Annotated in this window: 19 protein-coding genes; 10 read left to right on the forward strand and 9 right to left on the reverse strand. The window is 55.2% G+C overall.

Going from position 1 to position 21185, the window contains the following annotated elements; genetic code table 11:
* Positions 1-35: 35 nt before the first annotated feature.
* A complete protein-coding gene (gene rsmD / locus EPYR_RS17370; protein ID WP_014539761.1) occupies positions 36-641 on the forward strand; it encodes a 16S rRNA (guanine(966)-N(2))-methyltransferase in 606 nt (201 codons plus the stop codon).
* Positions 631-900 (forward strand): DUF1145 family protein, encoded by a 270-nt coding sequence (locus EPYR_RS17375; RefSeq protein WP_014539762.1) that lies wholly within the window; start codon positions 631-633, stop codon positions 898-900. The genes rsmD and EPYR_RS17375 overlap by 11 nt, the downstream gene beginning before the upstream one ends.
* Here the strand turns inward: EPYR_RS17375 and EPYR_RS17380 are convergent, their stop codons facing one another.
* Positions 901-1269, reverse strand: a complete 369-nt coding sequence (locus EPYR_RS17380) for a DUF2500 domain-containing protein (RefSeq protein ID WP_041474066.1) — start codon at positions 1267-1269, stop codon at positions 901-903.
* 146 nt (positions 1270-1415) lie between these two features.
* On the opposite strand from EPYR_RS17380, the gene EPYR_RS17385 reads away from it, so the two are divergent.
* On the forward strand, positions 1416-2042 hold the full coding sequence (locus tag EPYR_RS17385) for a lysoplasmalogenase (protein WP_014539765.1): 627 nt from the start codon (positions 1416-1418) through the stop codon (positions 2040-2042).
* A gap of 92 nt (positions 2043-2134) precedes the next feature.
* Positions 2135-4390: a zinc/cadmium/mercury/lead-transporting ATPase gene (locus EPYR_RS17390; RefSeq protein ID WP_014539766.1), complete on the forward strand. Its 2256-nt coding sequence runs from the start codon at positions 2135-2137 to the stop codon at positions 4388-4390.
* Positions 4391-4411: 21 nt separating this feature from the next.
* Here EPYR_RS17390 and tusA read toward each other — a convergent pair whose 3' ends face one another.
* A complete protein-coding gene (tusA, locus tag EPYR_RS17395) occupies positions 4412-4657 on the reverse strand; it encodes a sulfurtransferase TusA (protein WP_014539767.1) in 246 nt (81 codons plus the stop codon).
* Positions 4658-4903: 246 nt separating this feature from the next.
* Here tusA and EPYR_RS17400 point away from each other — a divergent pair, with 246 nt between their 5' ends.
* Both EPYR_RS17400 and EPYR_RS17405 read left to right on the forward strand, forming a co-directional pair.
* Complete coding sequence (locus EPYR_RS17400; RefSeq protein WP_014539768.1) at positions 4904-5569, forward strand: 7-cyano-7-deazaguanine/7-aminomethyl-7-deazaguanine transporter; 666 nt, start codon at positions 4904-4906, stop codon at positions 5567-5569.
* 140 nt (positions 5570-5709) lie between these two features.
* Positions 5710-6264 (forward strand): DcrB family lipoprotein, encoded by a 555-nt coding sequence (locus EPYR_RS17405; RefSeq protein ID WP_015899137.1) that lies wholly within the window; start codon positions 5710-5712, stop codon positions 6262-6264.
* 57 nt (positions 6265-6321) lie between these two features.
* Here EPYR_RS17405 and iolE read toward each other — a convergent pair whose 3' ends face one another.
* The 4 genes from iolE to iolD all read right to left on the reverse strand — a co-directional run bounded on the left by iolE (position 6322) and on the right by iolD (position 11256).
* The gene (gene iolE, locus EPYR_RS17410; RefSeq protein ID WP_015899138.1) at positions 6322-7218 is read right to left on the reverse strand and encodes a myo-inosose-2 dehydratase; all 897 of its coding nucleotides are present in this window, start codon (positions 7216-7218) and stop codon (positions 6322-6324) included.
* Positions 7219-7262: 44 nt separating this feature from the next.
* On the reverse strand, positions 7263-8147 hold the full coding sequence (locus EPYR_RS17415; protein ID WP_015899139.1) for a sugar phosphate isomerase/epimerase family protein: 885 nt from the start codon (positions 8145-8147) through the stop codon (positions 7263-7265).
* A 59-nt stretch (positions 8148-8206) separates the two neighbouring features.
* Positions 8207-9217, reverse strand: coding sequence for a bifunctional inositol 2-dehydrogenase/D-chiro-inositol 1-dehydrogenase (gene iolG, locus EPYR_RS17420; protein WP_014539772.1), 1011 nt, complete (start codon positions 9215-9217; stop codon positions 8207-8209).
* A 98-nt stretch (positions 9218-9315) separates the two neighbouring features.
* Positions 9316-11256 (reverse strand): 3D-(3,5/4)-trihydroxycyclohexane-1,2-dione acylhydrolase (decyclizing), encoded by a 1941-nt coding sequence (gene iolD / locus EPYR_RS17425; RefSeq protein WP_014539773.1) that lies wholly within the window; start codon positions 11254-11256, stop codon positions 9316-9318.
* 483 nt (positions 11257-11739) lie between these two features.
* On the opposite strand from iolD, the gene EPYR_RS17430 reads away from it, so the two are divergent.
* Together EPYR_RS17430 and EPYR_RS17435 are read left to right on the forward strand one after the other, a co-directional pair.
* A complete protein-coding gene (locus EPYR_RS17430; RefSeq protein WP_014539775.1) occupies positions 11740-13662 on the forward strand; it encodes a bifunctional 5-dehydro-2-deoxygluconokinase/5-dehydro-2-deoxyphosphogluconate aldolase in 1923 nt (640 codons plus the stop codon).
* 217 nt (positions 13663-13879) lie between these two features.
* Positions 13880-14731, forward strand: a complete 852-nt coding sequence (locus tag EPYR_RS17435) for a MurR/RpiR family transcriptional regulator (RefSeq protein ID WP_015899140.1) — start codon at positions 13880-13882, stop codon at positions 14729-14731.
* A gap of 53 nt (positions 14732-14784) precedes the next feature.
* Here EPYR_RS17435 and iolB read toward each other — a convergent pair whose 3' ends face one another.
* Complete coding sequence (gene iolB / locus EPYR_RS17440) at positions 14785-15618, reverse strand: 5-deoxy-glucuronate isomerase (RefSeq protein ID WP_014539778.1); 834 nt, start codon at positions 15616-15618, stop codon at positions 14785-14787.
* Between the two features lie 48 nt (positions 15619-15666).
* Positions 15667-17172, reverse strand: a complete 1506-nt coding sequence (locus EPYR_RS17445) for a CoA-acylating methylmalonate-semialdehyde dehydrogenase (RefSeq protein ID WP_014539779.1) — start codon at positions 17170-17172, stop codon at positions 15667-15669.
* A 677-nt stretch (positions 17173-17849) separates the two neighbouring features.
* Between EPYR_RS17445 and EPYR_RS17450 the strand changes: the two genes are divergently transcribed.
* Positions 17850-18887 (forward strand): AI-2E family transporter, encoded by a 1038-nt coding sequence (locus EPYR_RS17450; protein WP_014539780.1) that lies wholly within the window; start codon positions 17850-17852, stop codon positions 18885-18887.
* 281 nt (positions 18888-19168) lie between these two features.
* Here the strand turns inward: EPYR_RS17450 and EPYR_RS17455 are convergent, their stop codons facing one another.
* Positions 19169-19363, reverse strand: coding sequence for a hypothetical protein (locus EPYR_RS17455; protein ID WP_015899142.1), 195 nt, complete (start codon positions 19361-19363; stop codon positions 19169-19171).
* A 260-nt stretch (positions 19364-19623) separates the two neighbouring features.
* Between EPYR_RS17455 and EPYR_RS17460 the strand changes: the two genes are divergently transcribed.
* Positions 19624-21177 carry an EAL domain-containing protein gene (locus EPYR_RS17460; RefSeq protein WP_014539783.1) on the forward strand — a complete coding sequence of 518 codons (1554 nt, stop codon included), beginning with the start codon at positions 19624-19626 and terminating at the stop codon, positions 21175-21177.
* The last annotated feature ends 8 nt before the right edge of the window (positions 21178-21185 follow it).

Here is a 21185-nt window from a genome sequence, read left to right on the forward strand (position 1 = left end):
TAAACTGTGCAACAAATTATTAAGAGTTCAGCAAGATGAATAAGAAACCCCGCAGCGGCGCAGCCGGGCAAATAAGAATTATTGGTGGGCAGTGGCGTGGCCGTAAGTTACCGGTTCCCGATAGCGCCGGCCTGCGCCCCACTACCGATCGGGTACGTGAAACGCTTTTTAACTGGCTGGCTGCGGATATCCAGCAGGCAAACTGCCTTGACTGTTTTGCCGGGAGCGGCGCTCTGGGCCTGGAAGCGCTGTCGCGCCATGCCGCCAGCGCCACCCTGCTGGAGCTGGAACGACCGGTGGCGCAACAGCTGGAAAAAAACCTTGCTACCCTCGGGGCGAAAAATGGACGCGTCGTTAATAGCAATACGTTGCAGTTCCTTGCCCAGAAGGGCGAGCCGCACCATCTGGTATTTGTTGACCCACCGTTTCGTAAAGGGCTGCTTGAACAGACCCTCACGTTGTTGGAGAGCAACGGCTGGTTAGCCGATGAATCCCTGATCTATATCGAAAGTGAAGTCGAAAACGGCCTTCCGCTGGTGCCGGTAAACTGGCAGCTGCACCGTGAAAAGATCGCCGGTCAGGTGGCTTATCGCCTGTATATTCGTCATACAGAAAACGAGGATAACGCAGATGTTAATTAACGCAGGCCGTCTGTTGATGGTGTTCGTCTGGGCTTTTTTGTTGCTTAACGTGGTACAACCCTTCCCGAAACCGCTGACGTATTTTGTTAACGTTGCACTGTTCTTTATGGTGATTATGCACGGCCTGCAGCTGGTGCTGATGCGCACCACTCAGCCACAGGGGGCGGCTAAACTCAGCGGCGTGATGCAGGCCAAAATCTTTTTCTTTGGCGTATTTGAGCTACTCGCGTGGCAAAAAAAGAACTTACCCAAACGCTAATCAGTTTCGCCGGGCTTCAGCACCCGGCTTAAAACTCACAAAGCGTGTTCCTTTAAACTGCAGCTCGCCCCGGGTGCCCTTATCCATTTGATGATAATCCCCGGCATTCAGTTCCAGTTTAAAATCACCTGCCTCGTTCAACGGATGAAACCAGGCCTCATAACGCATGTCCTCCACCGGAATATGCTCACGCTGGCGTGAGAGACGATTTGAGGCCGGATATTCTCGTTTGCTCTTTACTTCTACTATCAGGCTACGCAGCGGCGTGACATCGTTGACCGCCACCTCACGCCGCTGTTTGATAAACTGACGGGTCGCTAAGATGGCGATAATGACCAGTATGATTAAAAAGAAAATCGGCGGCTTCATGGCGTTCATCCTGCTGAATATCAAAGTTGTCGGGTTGCAGAGCGCGCTTATCAGCATACAAGCGGATCCATCCCATTGTCACATTGTTGGTCATTAACCTACACTGGGACGGAATTTGTCGAGTTCTTCATCTACAAGGACAACATATGATCTGGTCTTTCCTCGCCGTTCTCTTTTCCGGCTGGCTGTATGTGGATGCATCCTATCGTGGACCGCAATGGCAACGCTGGGTATTTAAACCGGTCACCCTGCTGTTAATGCTGGCCTGGGCCTGGCAAGCGCCGGTGCTGAAAACTACCGATTATCTTATCCTCGCCGGACTGATAGCCACGCTGGCGGGTGATGCGCTGATATTGCTGCCGAACAAACGTATGCTGTATGCCATCGGAGCATTTTTCCTGTCGCACCTGCTGTACACGCTGTGTTTTGCCAGCCAGATGACGCTTACCCTGTTCTGGCCAATACCGCTAACGCTACTGATTATCGGCGCGCTGGTACTGGCTACCGTCTGGACCCGGCTTGAAGAGTTGCGCTGGCCGATTAGTACCTTGATCGGTATGGCGCTGCTGATGGTCTGGCTGAGTACCGAGCACTATTTTTTCCGCCCGAGCGATTACAGTTTCACCTTAATGGCTGGGGCCGACCTGCTGCTGCTGGGAAATATTGTCTGGATAATCAGCCATTTCCGCTGCCGTTTCAACGCAGACAGCGCGATTATCGCCGCCTGCTACTTCGCCGGTCACTTTATGATCGTGCGCTCCCTGTGGCTGTAATCGCTAAACGCGCTTGACTCTGGAGTGAACTCCAGAGTGTAAGATGGTTATCGACGGGTACTGATGCCCGCCGTTACCGATCGGGAGGCGTTATGCAGCAGCACTCTTCTTGTGGTTGTGGTCACCACCACGCCAACAAACAGCCCGGGTGCGCGACCCGCTCGCGCCCCGTTATCAAAAAAGTCACCGCCGTTAGTGCAGAAACGCCCTGCTGTGGCGATGCCGACTGCGGTTTGGCGGATTCACCAGATGAAGAGGCCGACAGGCTGGCGCAAACCGCCCGTTTTAGCTGGCGGGTGCAGGGCATGGACTGTCCGAGCTGCGCGCAAAAAGTCGAAACCGCCGTCAAACAACTTGCCAACGTTAGTGCGGCCCGCGTGGTTTTTGCCAGCGAAAAACTGCTGGTCGATGCCAGCGACGATGTGCGTAGCCAGGTTGAACAGGCTGTCGCACGCGTTGGCTTCCGGCTTCAGCGCAGCGATGCGGCAGCACCTGCCGTTGAAGCCCGTTTCTGGCAGGAAAACCGCAGCGCGCTGGTGCTGGCATTGCTGATGGCGGCCAGCTGGCTGCTCGGTATTATCCATCCTGGCGCGGGGACTTTCGCCTTTACCCTAACCACGCTGGTTGGCGTCTGCCCGGTTGCGCATCGCGCTCTGCGGCTGATACGCAGCGGCTCACCGTTCAGCATCGAAACCCTGATGAGCGTTGCCGCCATTGGCGCACTGTTTATCGGTGCGACGGCCGAAGCGGCGATGGTGCTGCTGCTGTTTACGCTTGGTGAACGGCTGGAGTCATTTGCCGCCGGTCGGGCGCGCAAAGGGGTGACGGCGCTGATGGCCCTGAAACCTGACCAGGCGCTACGAATTCGCTGCGGACAGCGTGAAAGCGTTGCGGTAAGCGACCTGCGTCCGGGTGACGTGATTGAAGTCGCCGCCGGCGGGCGTCTGCCTGCCGATGCAAAGTTGCTGAGCCCGTTTGCCAGCTTTGATGAAAGCGCTCTGACAGGGGAATCGGTGCCGGTCGATCGCCAGCAGGATGAAGCTATCGCCGCAGGCAGCATGAGCGTTGACCGCCCGGTACAGCTGGAGGTTATTTCGGAACCGGGCCGCAGCGCCATTGACCGCATCCTGCATCTGATTGAGGAAGCCGGGGAGCGGCGTGCGCCAATCGAGCGTTTCCTCACCCGGTTTAGCCGCATTTATACCCCGATCGTCATGGTGCTGGCGCTGGCCGTGGCGCTGCTGCCTCCGCTGCTGATGGCGACGGCATGGCAGCCGTGGATCTACAAGGGATTAACGCTGCTGCTGATCGGCTGTCCGTGTGCGCTGGTTATCTCCACTCCGGCGGCGGTAACCTCGGCACTGGCCGCCGCAGCTCGTCGTGGCGCGCTGATCAAGGGCGGTGCGGCGCTGGAAAACCTCGGCAACGTGCGTACTATTGCTTTCGACAAAACCGGCACCCTGACTGAGGGGAAACCCCAGCTTACCGCCATCATCGCGCTGGACGGCAGCGATGAAAACCGGCTTTTGGCTATTGCAGCCGCTGTTGAACAAGGTTCATCACATCCTTTAGCACGGGCAATCGTCGCAGCGGCCGATGCTCGTCAACTGGCGGTTCCTGCGGCCAGCGATCGGCGTGTGCTGGCAGGCAGTGGCATACAGGCAGTTGTAAGTAATCGCTTACTATCTGTAAGTTCACCGCACAGATTACCCGAAAATTTATTGGCCCAGCGGCATAAAGAGATAGAAGCACTGGAAAATGGCGGCAATACCGTGGTGATACTGCACGACGAACGACAGCTACTGGCAATCGTCGTCCTGCGCGACACGCTGCGCGCCGATGCCCGTGGTGCGCTGGCAGAACTGCAGGCGCTGAATATTCAGGCCGTGATGCTGACCGGAGACAACCCGCGCGCTGCGGCAGCCATTGCCGCCGAGCTGGGCATTGACTACCGCGCCAGCCTGTTGCCGGAAGATAAGGTCAACGCCATCACCAGGCTGCAGCAGCAGCAGGCGGTAGCGATGGTAGGTGACGGCATCAACGATGCGCCAGCGATGAAAGCCGCCACCATCGGTATTGCGATGGGCAGCGGCAGCGATGTTGCGCTGGAAACCGCCGATGCGGCCCTGCCGCATAACCGCCTTGCCGGACTGGCAACGATGATCCGCCTGTCGCGTGCCGCCCACGCCAATATTCGTCAGAACATTGCACTGGCGCTGGGCCTGAAAGTCCTGTTCCTGATCACCACGCTGCTGGGTATTACCGGGTTGTGGCTGGCCGTACTGGCCGATTCTGGCGCTACGGCGTTAGTGACTGCTAACGCACTGCGCTTGCTCGGTAAGAGATAACGGGCTAAGCGCAGCGTCAGGCTATAGCCCTTTTTTCAGCAGATATTGATAGGGCAGCGCGTCGACGGCCTGTGCCACCAGCGTATGTTCCATAAAACGGCAAAAACCGGGAATGTCACGGGTGGTGGCCGGGTCATCGGCGATAATCAGCAGGGTTTCGCCCTCCTGCATATGGCGCACGGTTTTACGCACCATCATAACCGGTTCCGGGCAACGCAGCCCCTGGGTATCAAGGGTTTGGTCAGGATTGGCAAATGGGTCGCTCATAGTTCTCTCAATAAGGGAAAAGCAAACTTTGCACTATTTTACCCTGGGTCAAAGCAGGTGCAACCATTCAGCCCCACGATAACGTTTGCGCTCAAATCAACCGTTGCATTGGCAGGCTAAATCGGTAATATGCCGCAAAATCGTACATATCCACTCGATTTCGCGTTGCGGTAAGGCATGGCTCAGCGTGAAAGATGAAGGACAGGACTGGGTTCCCTCACCCCATAACAGATAAAAAGGCTCAATATGCTCGCATTCAGTTCTCGTCAGCGCCTGCACGCGCTGGTCTGGCTCTCTTTGTTTCATCTGCTGATCATCCTTTCCAGTAACTACCTGGTGCAGCTGCCAGTCACTATTTTCGGTCTGCATACCACCTGGGGTGCTTTCAGCTTCCCGTTTATTTTTCTGGCGACCGACCTGACGGTGCGTATTTTCGGCGCACCGCTGGCGCGGCGCATTATTCTGGCGGTGATGGTGCCTGCGCTGTTTGTCTCATATGTCATTTCAGCGCTGTTTTATCAGGGTGAATGGCAGGGCTTTGCGGCACTCGGGCAGATGAACCTGTTTGTGGCGCGTATCGCCTGCGCCAGCTTTATGGCCTATGCGCTCGGCCAGGTGCTGGATATCCAGGTCTTTAACCGCCTGCGCCAGAAAGCGGCATGGTGGATAGCACCCGCTGCGGCGATGTTCCTCGGCAATATCAGCGATACGCTGGCCTTCTTCTTTATCGCCTTCTATAAAAGCAGCGATCCGTTTATGGCTACGCACTGGGTTGAGATTGCGCTGGTGGATTACAGCTTTAAGGTCCTCATCTGTATGCTGTTCTTCCTGCCGGCTTACGGCCTGCTGCTGAATGCGATGCTGAAGCAATTAACAGAGAAATCTAATCCCCCCCGGGTGAATTTCGGCTAGTCTGATACTCTGCCTACCTGAAACACCCACACAGATGGCTTCAGGTAGTGATATTGTCACTACCAGCGGGTTGCTTTTATGCAGTGAATACGCTTGTATCCATGCTTAGCGACACGCGACCAATTTTAAAAGGGACTCTGATGCGTAACTTACTGAAGTATGCCGGAATTGCAGTGCTGGTCACGGGCCTCGCAGCCTGTGATGGCAACAATGATAAAGCCGCTGATAATCAGGGCGTCAGCAGCAGCCAGTCAGCGCAGAACGTCACGCTGATGGATGGCAAACTGAGCTTTGCATTACCGCCGGGGATGAGTGATAAGAGCGGCAAGCTCGGAACCCAGGCCAACAACATGCACGTTTATGCCGATGAGTCTGGCCAGAAGGCGATCATTGTTATCGAAGGCGACAGCAGCAATGAAGGGCTGGATACCCTGACGGAGCGCCTGGAAGCGCAGCAGCGCAGCCGCGATCCGCAGCTTCAGGTGGTGACCAATAAAACTATCAGCGTGAAGGACCATGAGCTACAGCAGCTGGACAGCGTGATCTCTGCCAACAATCAGTCCTCATGGTCTTCCGTGGTATTGGGCAAAATCGACGGCAAGCTGCTGACCCTGCAAATTACCCTGCCCGCTGATAATCAGCAGCAGGCACAGACTGAAGCAGAAAGCATTATTAACTCCATCACGCTGAAATAATTGCCAGCGTATAAAAGCCGCCTTCACAAAGGGGTAAAGGCGGCTTTCTGCAGGTGATTATAAACCGGCGTGTTGACGAATGTACTGGCGTGCTTTTAGCGCATATGCAAACGGGTTCGCCAGCGCCGGGTCCTGTTCCGCTTCCACCACCATCCAGCCCCGGTAGCCGGCATCGTCGAGGATTTTGAATACCGGGTCGAAATTAATCACGCCGTCGCCCGGCACGGTGAAGGTTCCTCTCTTTACACCATCCAGGAATGACAGCCGTTGCGCCTTCACCTCTGCCACTATCTCGTCACGCACGTCCTTCAGATGCACATGATTAATACGCGCCAGGTGTTGTTCCAGCATGGCCAGCATGGCTTGCTGCGAGCCTTCCGAGTAGTAAGCATGGCCGGTATCAAATAGCAGGTACACGTCATCATTGGTCTGCGCCATAAAGCGATCCACCTCATCACGGGTTTGGATCGCAGTGCCCATATGATGATGCAGACCAACGGTCATACCCTTCTCGGCCGCCAGTTTTGCCAGCTCGTTGTAGCCTTCCACCGTCAGCCGCCACTGTTCATCGCTAAAGTGCGGCTTCTCTTCCAGTACCGCTTTTGACGTTCCCTGAATACTGAAACTCTGCTCAGAACAGCCGATGACTTTCGCCCCCATCGCATGCAGAAAATCCCGATGATTGATAAACTCATCAAGCGTTTTTTCCCTGTCGCCTTTAGCAAAAAAGGTACTGAACCAGGCATTGACGATCTCAAGCCCACGGATATCCAGCATCGGCTTCAGAACCACCGGGTCACGCGGATATTTGCTGCCCACCTCACTGCCGGTAAAGCCCGCCAGCGCCATCTCACTGATAATCTGCTGGAAGCTGTTCTCTTTGCCTAGCTCCGGCATGTCATCGTTAGTCCAGCCGATCGGCGCAATAGCCAGTTTGACCTTATTTTTGTCCATACGTGTTCCCCAGGATTGAGCGTGCGGCACAGGCTGCCGCGCAGTTATTTGCACAGCAGCTCGCGTTCGATCAATTCGCGCGTTTCCACCGCCTGATATTTCATTTTTTCCGGATAACCGAACAGCGAAGAGGCGATAATCGATTCGCCACCGACCGGATAAGTGCGGTTGGCAAAATCCATCTCACGCAGCGTCTGGAACAGCGTCGGGAAGTCGACTTCCCCTTCGCCCACCCCGACATGCTGGTGAACCACGGCGTCAACGCCCGGCGGATTAACAATATAGCGGCAGTGTTTGGTGTGGTTCATGGTGTCAGCGATCAGCACATGCGACAGATCTGCACCGGCATACTCCAGCATGCTCTTCACATCCCCTTTGCCTTTGTCGTAGAAAAAGGTATGCGGCACGCTGTAAAGATATTTGACGTTATCACTGCGAAACGATTTCACCAGATCGGCGGTCTCATTGTTCTCTTCACAGAAGTCCCACGGGTGAGACTGGATTTCAATGCGGATCCCTTCACGCTCGACAATCGGCAGCAGCTCCTCCATTGAGCGATAGAACATCTCTTCACAGATTTCTGGCTCATTCGGGTTACCGGAAAGTTCGGTATTGATCACCTGCACCCCAGTTTCCACCGCAATCTCAATCATCCGTTTCCAGTTACGCGCCGCGGCCTGGCGGCGCGCTTCGTCCGGACCAGACCAGCGGTACACCACGATATAAGAGGAGATTTCCAGCCCGGTCGCGCGCAGCGCGTTCTTGTACTCGGTAATAATTTCACGGCTGGCTTTCGGATGTTTATAGAACGGGTTGATCTGCGGATGGGGCGACTGCTCAATATATTTATAGCCCCAGTCAGCCACCTGGTGAACCATTTTGGTGATGCCCAAATCTTTAATGACATCAACGTCAAAGGCAATTTTCATCAGAATCTCCGTCATAAAAGCAGTACGGTGTTTAGCCGCTATCCCACCCGCAAGCGGGTTTAGCGGTAGAATGCCGGGCGCTGCGGTAATTCAATCGGCTCTACGCTACCGCTGTCCTGCGCTTTCAGGCAGGCGTCCGCAGCTACCGAGGCGGCATAACCGTCCCAGGCGGATGGCCCGTTCAGCTTTCCGGCGCTGGCGTCATTAATAAATGCCTGCAGCTCAACGTCATAGGCCGCGATGAAACGATCTTTCCAGTCGGTAAGGATCGCCGTCGACAGCCGGGCATCCTTGCGCATTTGTACCGCAGACGGCTCCGGTAGCCTGGCGATGCCGTTTTCACCGACCACTTCACACTGGATGTCGTAGCCGTATGCGCAGTTGACAAAGATCTCCACGTCAATGCGAATACCTTTGCGGGTTTCGAACAACACCACCTGCGGATCGCGCAGCTTGCCATGTGTTTTACTGGTTGAGCGCGGGAACACCACCTGCACCGACTTGTACTCGTCTTCGGTCAACCAGCGCAGCACGTCCAGCTCGTGGATCAGGGTGTTGGTGATGGCCATATCGGTGGTGTAACTCTCCGGTACGGTAGGATTGCGGTGCGCGCAGTGCAGCATCAGAGGTTCACCAATTTCTCCCTGGGCAATAACGTTTTTCAGCGCCCGATAGCCACTGTCGTAAGGGCGCATAAAACCCACCTGCACCAGGCGTTTACCAAACTTGATTTCAGCATCAACAATGCGGCGGCAGCCTTCAGCACTCATTGCCAACGGTTTTTCGCAGAATACCGGTTTACCCGCCGCGATCGCCGCCAGAGTGAACTCTTCGTGAGTGGGATCCCAGGAGGTCACCAGCAATGCATCCACATCAGGTGATTTCACCACATGGTAACCATCGGCAAAGACCTGCGCTTCAATACCGATACGGGCCAGCGCCGCTTTAGCCCCTTCCACGTTGATATCAGAGACGGCAACCACCTGCGCGCCCTGCAACACTTTGCTGCAGCGGCGGATATGTTCCTGGCCGATAGCGCCCGTTCCGATTACACCAAGTCTTAATGTCATGGCCTTTCCTTACTGAGTAGGGGAAACCGGGCTAACCGACCGCACTCCGGTGACAAGGTTAACGCCCGTTCGATCTGAAACACAAAACGCATCAATGATTAATATTCACGCGCCTGGTCGATATGTTGGTTCAGCACCTGCGCTACCGCATCGATGCGCGGCGAGTTGGACACCTGAGCCCCGCCTACACGCCACCAGCTTAAGTACTTGTGGATCATGGTTTTTGGCAGGACTTTAATATCAATCAGCGTCGATACCGTTTCTTTCTGCGCAGCAATCAGCGCCGTATGCAGCTGCTCAAGCGTGGTCACACGCCAGGTTTTACAGCCGTAACCCGCCGCAATTGCCGCGAAGTCCACCGGGATCAGGCCACCGTTCAGCCTGCCGCCTTCAGCATCGCGGAAACGGAATTCGGTGGTGAAACTGTCCATACCGTGTTCCATTTGCAGGTTGTTGATACAGCCGTTGGCCATGTTATCCAGCAGGATCACGTTGATTTTTGCGCCCTCCTGAATCGAGGTCACCAGCTCGGAGTGCAGCATCATAAAGGAGCCATCCCCCACCAGGGCATACACCTCACGCTGCGGCTCAGCCAGCTTGACGCCCAGTGCGGCATTCACCTCGTAGCCCATGCAGGAATAGCCATATTCGACGTGATAGCTGTTGTCATCTTTGGTGCGCCACATACGTTGCAGATCGCCCGGCAGGCTGCCCGCAGCCGCCACGATCACCGCATTGCCTGGCAGATGCTCATTGAGCGTCCCCAAGACGCTGCTCTGTGTCAGAAAGGAGTTGGTGAGATGGTTAAATTCGGCGTATAGCGCTGAACGGTCGATATTATCGTCAATTTCCGGAATAAAATCGTCGCCGCTGTAGACTGCCGAATAAACACGTTGCGTCTCTTTCAGCAGCCTGCTTTGTGCCTGGGAGACTTTTTCGCCCCAGCCATGCTGAAAACCCGTCGCCGCCAGACGGCTGTTAATCGCGTTCAGCGCTTCCCGTGCATCCGCCACCATCTGCACGCCATCCAGTTTACAGGCATCAAAGTGGCTGACGTTGATGTTGAGGTAGCTGGCATCCGGGTGCTGGAAAATCCATTTCGACGCGGTGGTGAAGTCGGTGTAGCGCGTGCCGATGCCGATCACCAGATCGGCCTCTTTTGCCAGCAGGTTCGCCGCCAGACAGCCGGTTTCCCCGACGCCGCCGACGTTTAACGGATGATCGGACAGGATCGTGCCTTTACCGGCCTGGGTTTCGGCAAACGGGATCTGATAGCGTTCCACAAAAGCGCGTAAGGCATCGCCTGCGCCGGAGTATTTCACCCCGCCACCGCAGATAATCATTGGTTTTTTCTTTGCGGCAATCAGCGCCAGCGCGTCAGACAGCGATCCTCCAGTCGGCAGGCGGCGATCCAGCCGGTGCACGCGCTTCTGGAAGAAATAGTCCGGGTAGTCATACGCTTCGCCCTGCACGTCCTGCGGCAGGGAAAGGGTTACCGCACCGGTCTCCGCCGGATCGGTCAACACGCGCATGGCATTAATACAGGCCGTCATCAGCTGCTCCGGTCGACTAACGCGATCCCAATATTTGCTGACGGCGCGAAAAGCATCGTTGGTACTGATGCTTAAATCGTGGCTCTGTTCAATCTGCTGCAACACCGGATCCGGCTGGCGGCTGGCGAACACATCTCCCGGCAGCAGCAGCAAAGGAATGCGGTTAGCACTGGCGGTGGCGGCGGCAGTAATCATATTTGCCGCTCCCGGCCCGACGGACGAACTACAGGCGATAATCTCGCGGCGCAGCTTTTGTTTAGCAAAACCTGTCGCCGCGTGTGCCATACCCTGCTCGTTACGCCCCTGATACACCACCAGATCGCCACTGTCCTGCTCCAGCGCCTGGCCTAAACCCAGCACGTTTCCGTGGCCGAAAATAGCGAAAATGCCTTTAACAAACTTACTTTCCACGCCATCCACCGACAGATACTGGTTGTCGAGGAATCTGACCAGCGCCTGTGCGGTGGTTAATCTGATCTTGCCCATATGCTGTTCCTTTCTCTTTGCCAGCCTTGCACCGGATGCCTGGCGGTGAGAGCGTTAAGTGAAACGTGAGTCAATTATAAACAAATATTTTTTTCACTAAATACCATTGCAGAAGAAACATTTCATTTTGCGAGTGAGATCAAATTATGCGCTGAAACCGGGAAAATTTGCTTGTCCAGCAAGGGGAAAATGAAACGATAATGCCCCCGCATCGATAACAGGAAAAATTGTTTCATTTCAATAGGTTTTCAAGCATGAGCTTAATCTGAAAAGTGGGCCGGACACGCCTCTGAAATAGCGTGAAATAACTGACTTACGGTGCGCAATGTCGCCAGCAATCTCAGAGTTTTAACCATTTCACATTTTCGGTTTGATAGTTTCATTTAAAATTTAATTTGGAATTTTTATTTCCTATAGTATCTTATATTACCGCAGGCGCTTGGCCGCCGGAATGCTGGGTGCATAACAGAGGAAACAACAGGTATGGGTACACAACAAAAACCACTTGATGTGATTTGTATCGGGCGTATCGCCGTCGACCTTTATGGTCAGCAAATCGGTGCTCGTCTTGAGGACGAGACCACCTTTGCCAAGTATCTGGGTGGCTCTTCCGGTAATGTTGCCTACGGTACGGCGATTCAGGGGCTGAAATCGGCGATGCTGGCTCGGGTCGGTGACGAACATATGGGCCGCTTCCTGCGCGAAGAGCTACAGCGCGCTGGCTGCGATACTCAGAGCCTGATTACCGATAAAAAACGCCTGACCGGTCTGGTGATCCTCGGAATAAAAGATCGGGAGACCTTTCCGCTGGTGTTCTACCGCGATAACTGTGCCGACATGGGGCTGGTGCCGGATGACATTCGGGAAGAGTATATCGCTTCTGCACGCGCCGTTGCCGTGACCGGTACTCACCTGTCGCATGCGGATACCCGCGCCGCCGTGCTGAAAGCGTTGGACATCGCGCGCCGCCACGGTCTGCGCAGCGCGCTGGATATCGATTACCGTCCGGTGCTGTGGGGGCTAACCTCTTTGGGCGATGGTGAGACGCGCTTTGTCGAGTCGGCACGCGTCACCCAGCAGCTACAGGACGTGTTGCACTATTTCGACCTGGTGGTGGGAACAGAAGAGGAGTTTCACATTGCCGGTGGCAGTACCGACAGTCTGACCGCCCTGAAAAATGTCCGCCAGGCGACGAAAGCCACCCTAGTATGCAAACGTGGGGCGCTGGGCTGTGTGGTGTTCGAAGGCGAGATCCCGGACACCTGGCAGCAAACAAAACTGCACCCTGGGGTTCGTGTTGAAGTTCTGAACGTGCTGGGCGCGGGTGATGCCTTTATGTCCGGCCTGCTGCGCGGCTGGCTTAACGATGAAAGCTGGGAACAGGCCTGCCGTTACGCTAACGCCTGCGGGGCGCTGGTGGTATCACGTCACGGCTGTGCTCCGGCGATGCCGACCAAAGAGGAGCTTGACGACTTCCTCGGCCGCGAACAGGCGGTGAAGCGCCCGGATCTCGACGGTCGTTTGAATCACCTGCATCGCGTCACCACCCGTAAGCAGCATTGGCACGAACTCAACATCTTCGCCTTCGATCATCGTAAACAGCTGATCGATATGGCAGCAGAAGCGGGCGCGGATGAGACGCGCATTCCCCAACTGAAAAATCTGCTGTTACGGGCGGCGCGTGAGGCGGCAAAAGAGGCGGGCCTTGATAATGGCCGCTGTGGCATTCTGGCCGATACCACCTATGGTCAGGCCGCCCTGAATGAGATCACCGGCACAGGCTGGTGGATCGCTCGCCCGATTGAATTACCCGGATCGCGTCCGCTGCGCCTGGAACATGGCAATATCGGTTCCCAACTGATCGACTGGCCGCAGGAGCACGTCGTCAAATGCCTGACCTTCTACCATCCGCATGACAGCGCAGAGATGCGCCAGGCACAGGATGAACTGCTGCTGGATGTGTGGAAAAGCTGTAATAAGTCCGGACATGAGCTGCTTTTGGAGGTGATCCTGCCGGAAAGCAACCCGGATAAAAACGAGCAATACTATGCGCAGATCCTGAACCACTTCTACCAAATGGGCATTAAGCCAGACTGGTGGAAGCTGCCACCGTTGTCACGGGACAGCTGGGCAGCCATCGGCCGCCTGATCGAAGACCATGACCAACACTGCCGGGGCATACTACTGCTGGGGCTGGATGCGCCGGAAGCCGAGCTGAAAACCGGCTTCGCCGCCGCTGCCAGCTCTCCGTGGGTCAAAGGCTTTGCGGTAGGGCGTACCATATTTGGCCAACCGTCACGTCAGTGGTTGCAGAACGAGCTGGATGATAAAACGCTGATTTCCAAGGTTAAAACCAACTACCTGACGCTTATCGGCTACTGGCGTGAGACACGCCCTGCACAATAATGTCACCCGCGCCCCGGCATGTAAGGCAGCAAAAAGGGATGGCTCATGCGCAGAGTCACCCTTATTGAAGCATTTTTGCGCCACGGTCGACGATTTTGTGAACTGTTTCCCATACCTGATGAAATAAAAGCTGCTGATTTCTTCACCAAGTGAAATTTATCGTTCATCTGATAGAATGGCTTACAGCAAATCTTCTTTTCTTTTAGCGAGTCGCTTAATGGCCAATAATCCTACTCAGCTTTCTCTGTTACAGGACGATATCCGTCATCGCTACGATACCCTGAGCAAACGCCTGAAGCAGGTGGCACGCTATATTCTGGATAACAGCAACAACATTGCCTTCGATACCGTAGCCTCCATCGCCCAGCAGGCAGACGTGCCTCCTTCCACCCTTATCCGCTTTTCCAACGCCTTTGGCTTTAGTGGCTTCAATGAAATGAAGCAGGTGTTTCGTCAGCACCTGATGGAAGAGACGGTCAGCTATACCGAACGTGCACGCCTGTTTCGCCAGACCGCAACGGATGAAGCGCCTGCCACGCCGGAAAGCCCGTCGGAAATCCTCAACGTATTTAGCATGGTTAATGCTCAGGCGCTGCAACAGTTGGCTATGCAGGCCAATCCGGAACAGCTGGAAAAAGCGGTGAAGCTGCTTGATGAGGCAGACAATATCTACGTCATTGGTCTGCGCCGCTCGTTTAGCGTGGCGTCCTATCTGACCTACGCCCTGCGTCATCTCGAACGCCGTGCATTCCTGATCGACGGGCTGGGCGGCATGTTCACCGAGCAGCTGAGTATGGTGAACCCGAAAGACGTGGTGATCGCCATCAGCTACTCGCCTTATGCACGTGAAGCGGTAGAGCTGGTGGAGCTGGGGGCGAAGCGCGGTGCGCAGCAGATAGCGATTACCGATAGCCAGGTCAGTCCGCTGGCCGCTTTCAGCGATGTCTGTTTTGTGGTGCGTGAAGCGCAGGTCGACGGCTTCCGTTCCCAGGTGGCCTCGCTGTGTCTGGCACAGACGCTGGCCGTATCACTGGCGCTGAACAATGCAGGCCGGGAGCCAGAGGCATAAAAAACGGGTGAGCCTGTCCGGTCACCCGCCATATCACGCCGTTCACATCAATTTTAGCCGCTGGATGACCGTTTACGCGGATAATCTGCACTGTTTACCCAGGCGTGATCCTCATCCCAGCTGAATTTCCACAGGCGCACCGGCCCGGCCATCACGTTGAGATAATAGTTATCATACCCGGCAATGGTCGCTATCGGATGATAGCCACGCGGCACGGTGACCACATCGCGATTACAGGGTGCCATACACTCATCCAGTGAACGGTCGTCAGTGTAAACGCGCTGCATGGCAAAACCACGTTCCGGGTTGAAACGGTGGTAATAAGTCTCTTCAAGATAGGTTTCCTGGTCTGAATCTTCACGATCGTGCTTATGGCTCGGGTAAGAACTGGTGTTACCTTCATCGGTATACACTTCCACCACCAGCAGACTGTCCGCCGGCTTGTCATCAGGCAAAATATTGTGCACCAGCCGCTGATTGTTCCCCTTCCCGCGCCGCTCAACGCCGACATTCTGCGGCGCAATAAGGCGTACAGGGAGTTTGCCGGAAATGCCAGGCGCACTGCACACCGCCAGCTCGAGATCGGATTCTGCCAGTACTTCTACCTGTTCATCAGGCGGAACATAAACCGAGTAAGGCGGCGTACGTTCGAACGGTGACAGGCGTTTACCAATATTCGGGAATTCGGCCTGGCGAGTTTTCACCGAGGCAAGGCCCGCGATCAGTACCAGACACAGCTCTTTATCACCGCTTGCCAGCGACAGCGACTGCCCTTTTTTCAACTGGTAAGCTGAAAAACCGACATAGCGCCAACCGGCAATTTCCGGGGTAATATACTGGATACGCCCCTGCGTATCCGGCGGGTTAACTTTGTACAGTAATGACATAGAAATCAGCTCCTTATCTCACCAGAGACGGCCGCATGAAAGCGGCGATTAGCCCAGCGTTGGCATGCTGAACTCAGAGACGGTTTTCTGACCGCTCGGCCAGCGCACCGTGGCGGTCTTCATCCTGGTGTAGAAACGCACGCCGTCCGGGCCATGTACGTTGAGCGCACCAAAGACCGAGCGTTTCCAGCCGCCAAAGCTGTGGAAAGCCATCGGCACCGGAACCGGAACGTTAACCCCCACCATTCCCGCCTGCACCTCACGCACAAAATCACGCCCGGTATGGCCATTGCTGGTAAAAATGGCGCTGCCGTTACCGAACTCGTGGCTGTTTACCCGTGCCAGCGCGCTTTGATAGTCGGGCGCACGCACGATACTCAGTACCGGCCCGAAGATCTCCTCACGCCAGATAGTCATATCAGTGGTCACGTTGTCGAACAGCGTGCCGCCAACGTAGTAACCATCAGGATGGCCTGCCACGCGGATCTCTCGCCCGTCGACCACCAGTTTCGCCCCCTCGCTTACCCCTTTGTCGATGTAACCCAAGACTTTCTTCTGGTGTGCGGCGGAAATCACCGGCCCCATTTCATTCTCGTCACTTCCCTTGTGCATACCCGGCCCCACGCGCAGCGCTTGCACCAGCGGTGTCAGTGCAGCAATCAGATTGTTCGCGGTATCATCGCCCACCGCGACCACCACCGGCAACGCCATGCATCGCTCACCGGCCGAACCAAACGCACCGCCCATAATGGCGTTGACGGTGGCATCCAGATCGGCATCCGGCATGACGATGGCATGATTTTTTGCTGCGCCGAATGCCTGCACGCGTTTGCCGTGTGCACTGGCAGTGGTGTAGATATGCTCAGCCACGGTGGATGAACCAACAAAACTGACCGCCTGAACGCGCGCATCTTTATACAGCCGTTCCGCGTTTTCATTTGAGCTGTGAATAACGTTGAAAACGCCATCCGGCAGACCCGCTTCGCTCAATAGCTCCGCCATACGCACCGAGGCAGAGGGGGCGAGCGCCGGCGGTTTCAACACAAAGGTGTTCCCACAGGCCAGCGCGATGGGGAACATCCACAATGGCACCATCGCCGGGAAGTTAAACGGTGTGATGCCAACCACTACGCCCAGCGGCTGCATCAGCGAATAGCTGTCAACGCCCGTCCCCACGTCAGCCGAATTTTCCCCTTTAATCAGGTGCGGAATACCACAGGCAAACTCCACCACTTCCAGACCACGGGTCAGTTCACCCTGCGCATCTGACCAGACTTTACCGTGTTCACTGACAATCAGTTCAGCCAGCTCATCACGATGCTGTTCCATCAGCGTTTTAAAGTTAAACAGAATGCGCGCACGGCGCAGCGGAGAGGTGCGCGACCAGCTATCAAAGGCATCATGAGCCACCGTAACAGCATGCGCCACTTCGTCAATGGTGCTTTGCGTCAGTTCACGCACCTGCTTGCCGCTTGCCGGATCGTAAATCGGGATGGTTTCGTTGCTGGCGCTCAGAGACGTTTTACCGCCAATAAAATTTCCTGTGATAGTCATGTTCTGGCCTCTTGGATGTGATGTCGGCTATGCGTTGCCGGTCAGGAAGTGTTACGTCAGTACGCTACCTTTACCTGGCAACCCCTGATGCGTACTAAAACAGTATTACACTGAAATAAAATTTTCAAACACTGCGTATTGGAAAGTTATTTTTTAGCGTGACGGCTCGCATTTTTATCGCATTTGTCTCAGCGGATGGCGCTGCCCTCTGCGCATCAGAAAAAATGACAGCTGCCGTAATAACGTTTATTTATCGTGACGGTACGCCTTGGTCAAGTGGATTTTTACGCTGTAAAATACCGGCATCAGGCGCTATTTTGCCCTGGATTGAGGGTGGGTATAGTAAAATTTGCGTGACGCCTCTGAAAATTTAAATATCCATATTCACTTTTAATGAAATGAATGTTCTTATTTGTGTTGTGGATAACAGCCAACTCGTCCGGGCATCAATCAGGGTGGTTGCCCGGTCCGCATGATGGCTGGCACGTTGCGGTGCGGTAGCCCTGACGGCTGCGCTTCCCGTCGGTTCTGGATGATCCTGCGGCGACGCCGCCGGGGCAGCTGCGCCCCTCTCCCCTGACAAATCAGCCCTGCCTTATCGCGACGATTCCTAAAGTCACGGAGCCTGTTTTCACAGCCGCTACACTTGCTGCGCATGCGTTGAAAACGGAGGAGCAATGAATCCATTACTACAGGAGAAGGTTGGGCAGAATATTTTGCTGAAGCTGGCCACCCTGGTGGTGATCCTTGCCGGCATCAAGCTGTCAGCAGAAATTGTGGTGCCTTTTTTACTGGCGCTGTTTTTTGCCATCGTCATCAATCCACTGGTCAGCGTGCTGATCCGCCGTGGAGTACGGCGCGGAATGGCCATTACCCTGGTCATGGTGGTGATGCTGCTGGTACTGACACTGTTGGTCATCATGGTGGCCGGTTCGCTGCAGGCGTTCAGCGAAGTCTACCCACAGCTGCAGGCACAATCAGCACAGAAGCTCAGCATGTTGCAGCATCTCGCCGCCCGTTTTCACCTGAACATCTCCAGCTCATCCCTGGCACAGCGGCTGGATCCCGGCGCGATAATGGATGTTGCCACCACCATGCTGCGCCAGTTTTCCGGGGCCATGACGCAGCTGGTACTGGTGATCATGACGGTGATTTTTATGCTGTTTGAAGTCCACCATCTGCCTTATAAACTGCGGTACGCGCTGGTCAACCCGCAAATTCATATCGCCGGACTGCATAAAGCGCTGAAAGGCGTAACGCACTACCTGGCGCTGAAAGCATTAATCAGTCTGGTCACCGGGGTACTGGTATGGCTGGCTCTGCTGGCGCTGGGCATCAAGTTTGCCCTGCTGTGGGGCATCGTGGCTTTTGTACTCAACTTTATTCCTAATATCGGCCCGGTGATCGCCGGTATTCCCCCGGTATTACAGGCGTTACTGCTGAACACTCCGCTGGAGGCAGGATTGGTGGCAGCGCTGTTTGTCAGCATCCATATGCTGCTGGGTAATCTTCTGGAGCCACGGTTATTGGGGCGCGGGCTGGGGCTGTCGAGCCTCGTGGTGTTTTTGTCACTCATCTTCTGGGGTTGGCTGCTTGGCCCGGTCGGCATGCTGCTGTCGGTGCCATTGACCAGCGTGTGCAAAATCCTGATGGAATCGACACCGGGCGGTGGCAAGCTGGCCATTTTATTAGGCAACGGGCGCAAGCGGGCTTAAGGGCGGGCATTATGCGGCACAAGGTGCCAGAAGTTGTGGGAGCCATGTTGTTGACCTTCACACACAGCGCGGCAGCGCCCTGCTAAAAAGGACCATGCTTACAGGGTTCCCGGGCCTGATGCAGCTCGGTTATATCAACCGGAACCGGTCGATAAGAAATAATGTGGCTCTCCACGGGAAAGCTCAATGCGGGCTGTTGTGCATCACAATAAGAGCCGCCGATCATCAAGTTCCATATGCAGCCGGGCGGAAAGGCACAGCAGAATATGCCCTTTATGGCATCATGGGTCGGCAAGATAACCGCTGCTGTCATCCACTCTTCTCGTCCGCGCATCACCCCACTGCAGGGTGCGCCAAAAAGCCATGCCGGTTTCGCCCGGATGTTCTGCCACCGCCATTTCAGGCCAGCCCGTGGTAGCAAAGGGGATATCGCTCGATCTCATCGTCGGCTTTTCATTAGTTGTTAAGAATGCCATCTGAGTCTCATGGTGATACCAGCAACCGCTCGTCGACTTCAGCGCCAAAATGGCCGTTACCTGCTATATACTGAGGCCGCAGCAGGCGGTAACTATACTATTGTGTCGCGAAGATCTTCTCTGCAATGGCCTGAACAGGGCGTTTTTCTTAGCTGCGCTGCGGCGTGACGATAATTATTGGATAATAAGCGCTGGTACAATGAACGTTTGCCGCTGCGGCGGTCTATTCGTGCGCACTTAAGCACCCACAGGGGATCTGCTTGCAACCATTTGTAAAGCCTAAGCATGAACGTATCTGGCTGGTGGCATCCGGCCTGCTGCCGCTGTTACTTTGCCTGTTTTTTTCCTTTATTGCTGCCCGTCAGGCGGTGGAGCGGCAGCAGGAAATCACCGCCGCCACGCTGTTAAGCCAGGCCGAACACATCAGCGATCTCGCCTGGGATATGACCGGGCATCTGCGCGCATTCAGCAACCAGCCTTGCGCGGATATCAGCTCTCAACTACAGAAACTGGGAACGCTCAATCCCTATTTTCGCTCGGTGGGTTTAACCCGGTATAACACGGTCTATTGTTCATCGGCCTTTGGTTCTGCCCAAGGGACGGTGGCCGGTATGATTCGCCATCCCCTCCCCCCGTCCAGTCTATCGTGGTGGACGCTCTCCCTTGCCGGCACCTATGGTGTTCAGGATCGCCCTGCGGTGATATTTATGCGCCAGACATCCAGCAAAGCAGGAAGCTACGCGGTGGTTGACGGCCAGTATCTGATTGATCTTATGCGGGCGACGGGGCTGAAACTTGGCTATCACATCACTATGCAGTTTGGCGGTGGCTACCAAATTGCCAGCGCTGAGCCATCAAGCCATCAGCAAGAAAGCTGGAAAACCCGCACTTTTAATAGTAGTTCCAGCAATTATCCGGTTTCTATCCGCATTTCCGCACCGTGTACTGAAACACTGCAAAACGGGTGCCAGATACTGCTCACCTTTATGCCAATGGCGGTGATCCTCTCGGTGCTGTTTGTCGCACTTACCAATAGCTGGCTGCGGCGCAGAAGCTCGTACCGGGATGAGATCCGCCGGGGGATGGCGCTTGGAGAATTCTCGGTTCATTATCAGCCAGTCTGTAACCTGGAGAGCGGGCAGTTAGCCGGGGTCGAATGTCTGATGCGCTGGCAGCGCTCCGACGGCAGCTGGGTGCGCCCGGATATCTTTGTTAGCGCTGCCGAAAACGAAGGGATGATCGTTTCACTGACCCGGCACCTACTGCAACTGATCGAGAAGGATTGCGCCAGCTGGCAGGTTCCTGTCGGCTTCCATATTGGCGTTAACGTGGCGGCGGACCATCTCCAGCACGATGATTTTGTTAACGATATCCGCAAGTTCTCACAGGGCATTGCCCATCTGCAGCCCACATTTACCCTTGAATTGACGGAACGCAGTCTGATTAGCGAAGGTGAGCAGGTAGCGCATAAGCTGGCTGAGCTGCGCAGTGAGGGCATCCGCGTGGCAATTGATGATTTCGGTACCGGTCACTGTTCCCTGAGCTATCTGCAAACCTTCCCGTTGGACTATCTGAAGATTGATAAAGGTTTTGTCAAAGCCATTGAGTCAGCGGACGGTGAAACACCGGTGCTGGATATCATTATTCAGTTAGCGCACAAGCTGGCGCTGCAGGTGGTGGCAGAAGGTGTGGAAACCCCGCTGCAGCTGGAGTATTTGAGAAATCACGGCGTGGTGTTTATGCAGGGTTATTACTATGCGCGCCCCATGTCGAGCGCTGCACTGATGCAGTGGATAGAACAGCAGAATGCTTAGCCACCAGC

Origin of the sequence: Erwinia pyrifoliae DSM 12163, assembly GCF_000026985.1 — a bacterium.
GTDB lineage: Bacteria > Pseudomonadota > Gammaproteobacteria > Enterobacterales > Enterobacteriaceae > Erwinia > Erwinia pyrifoliae.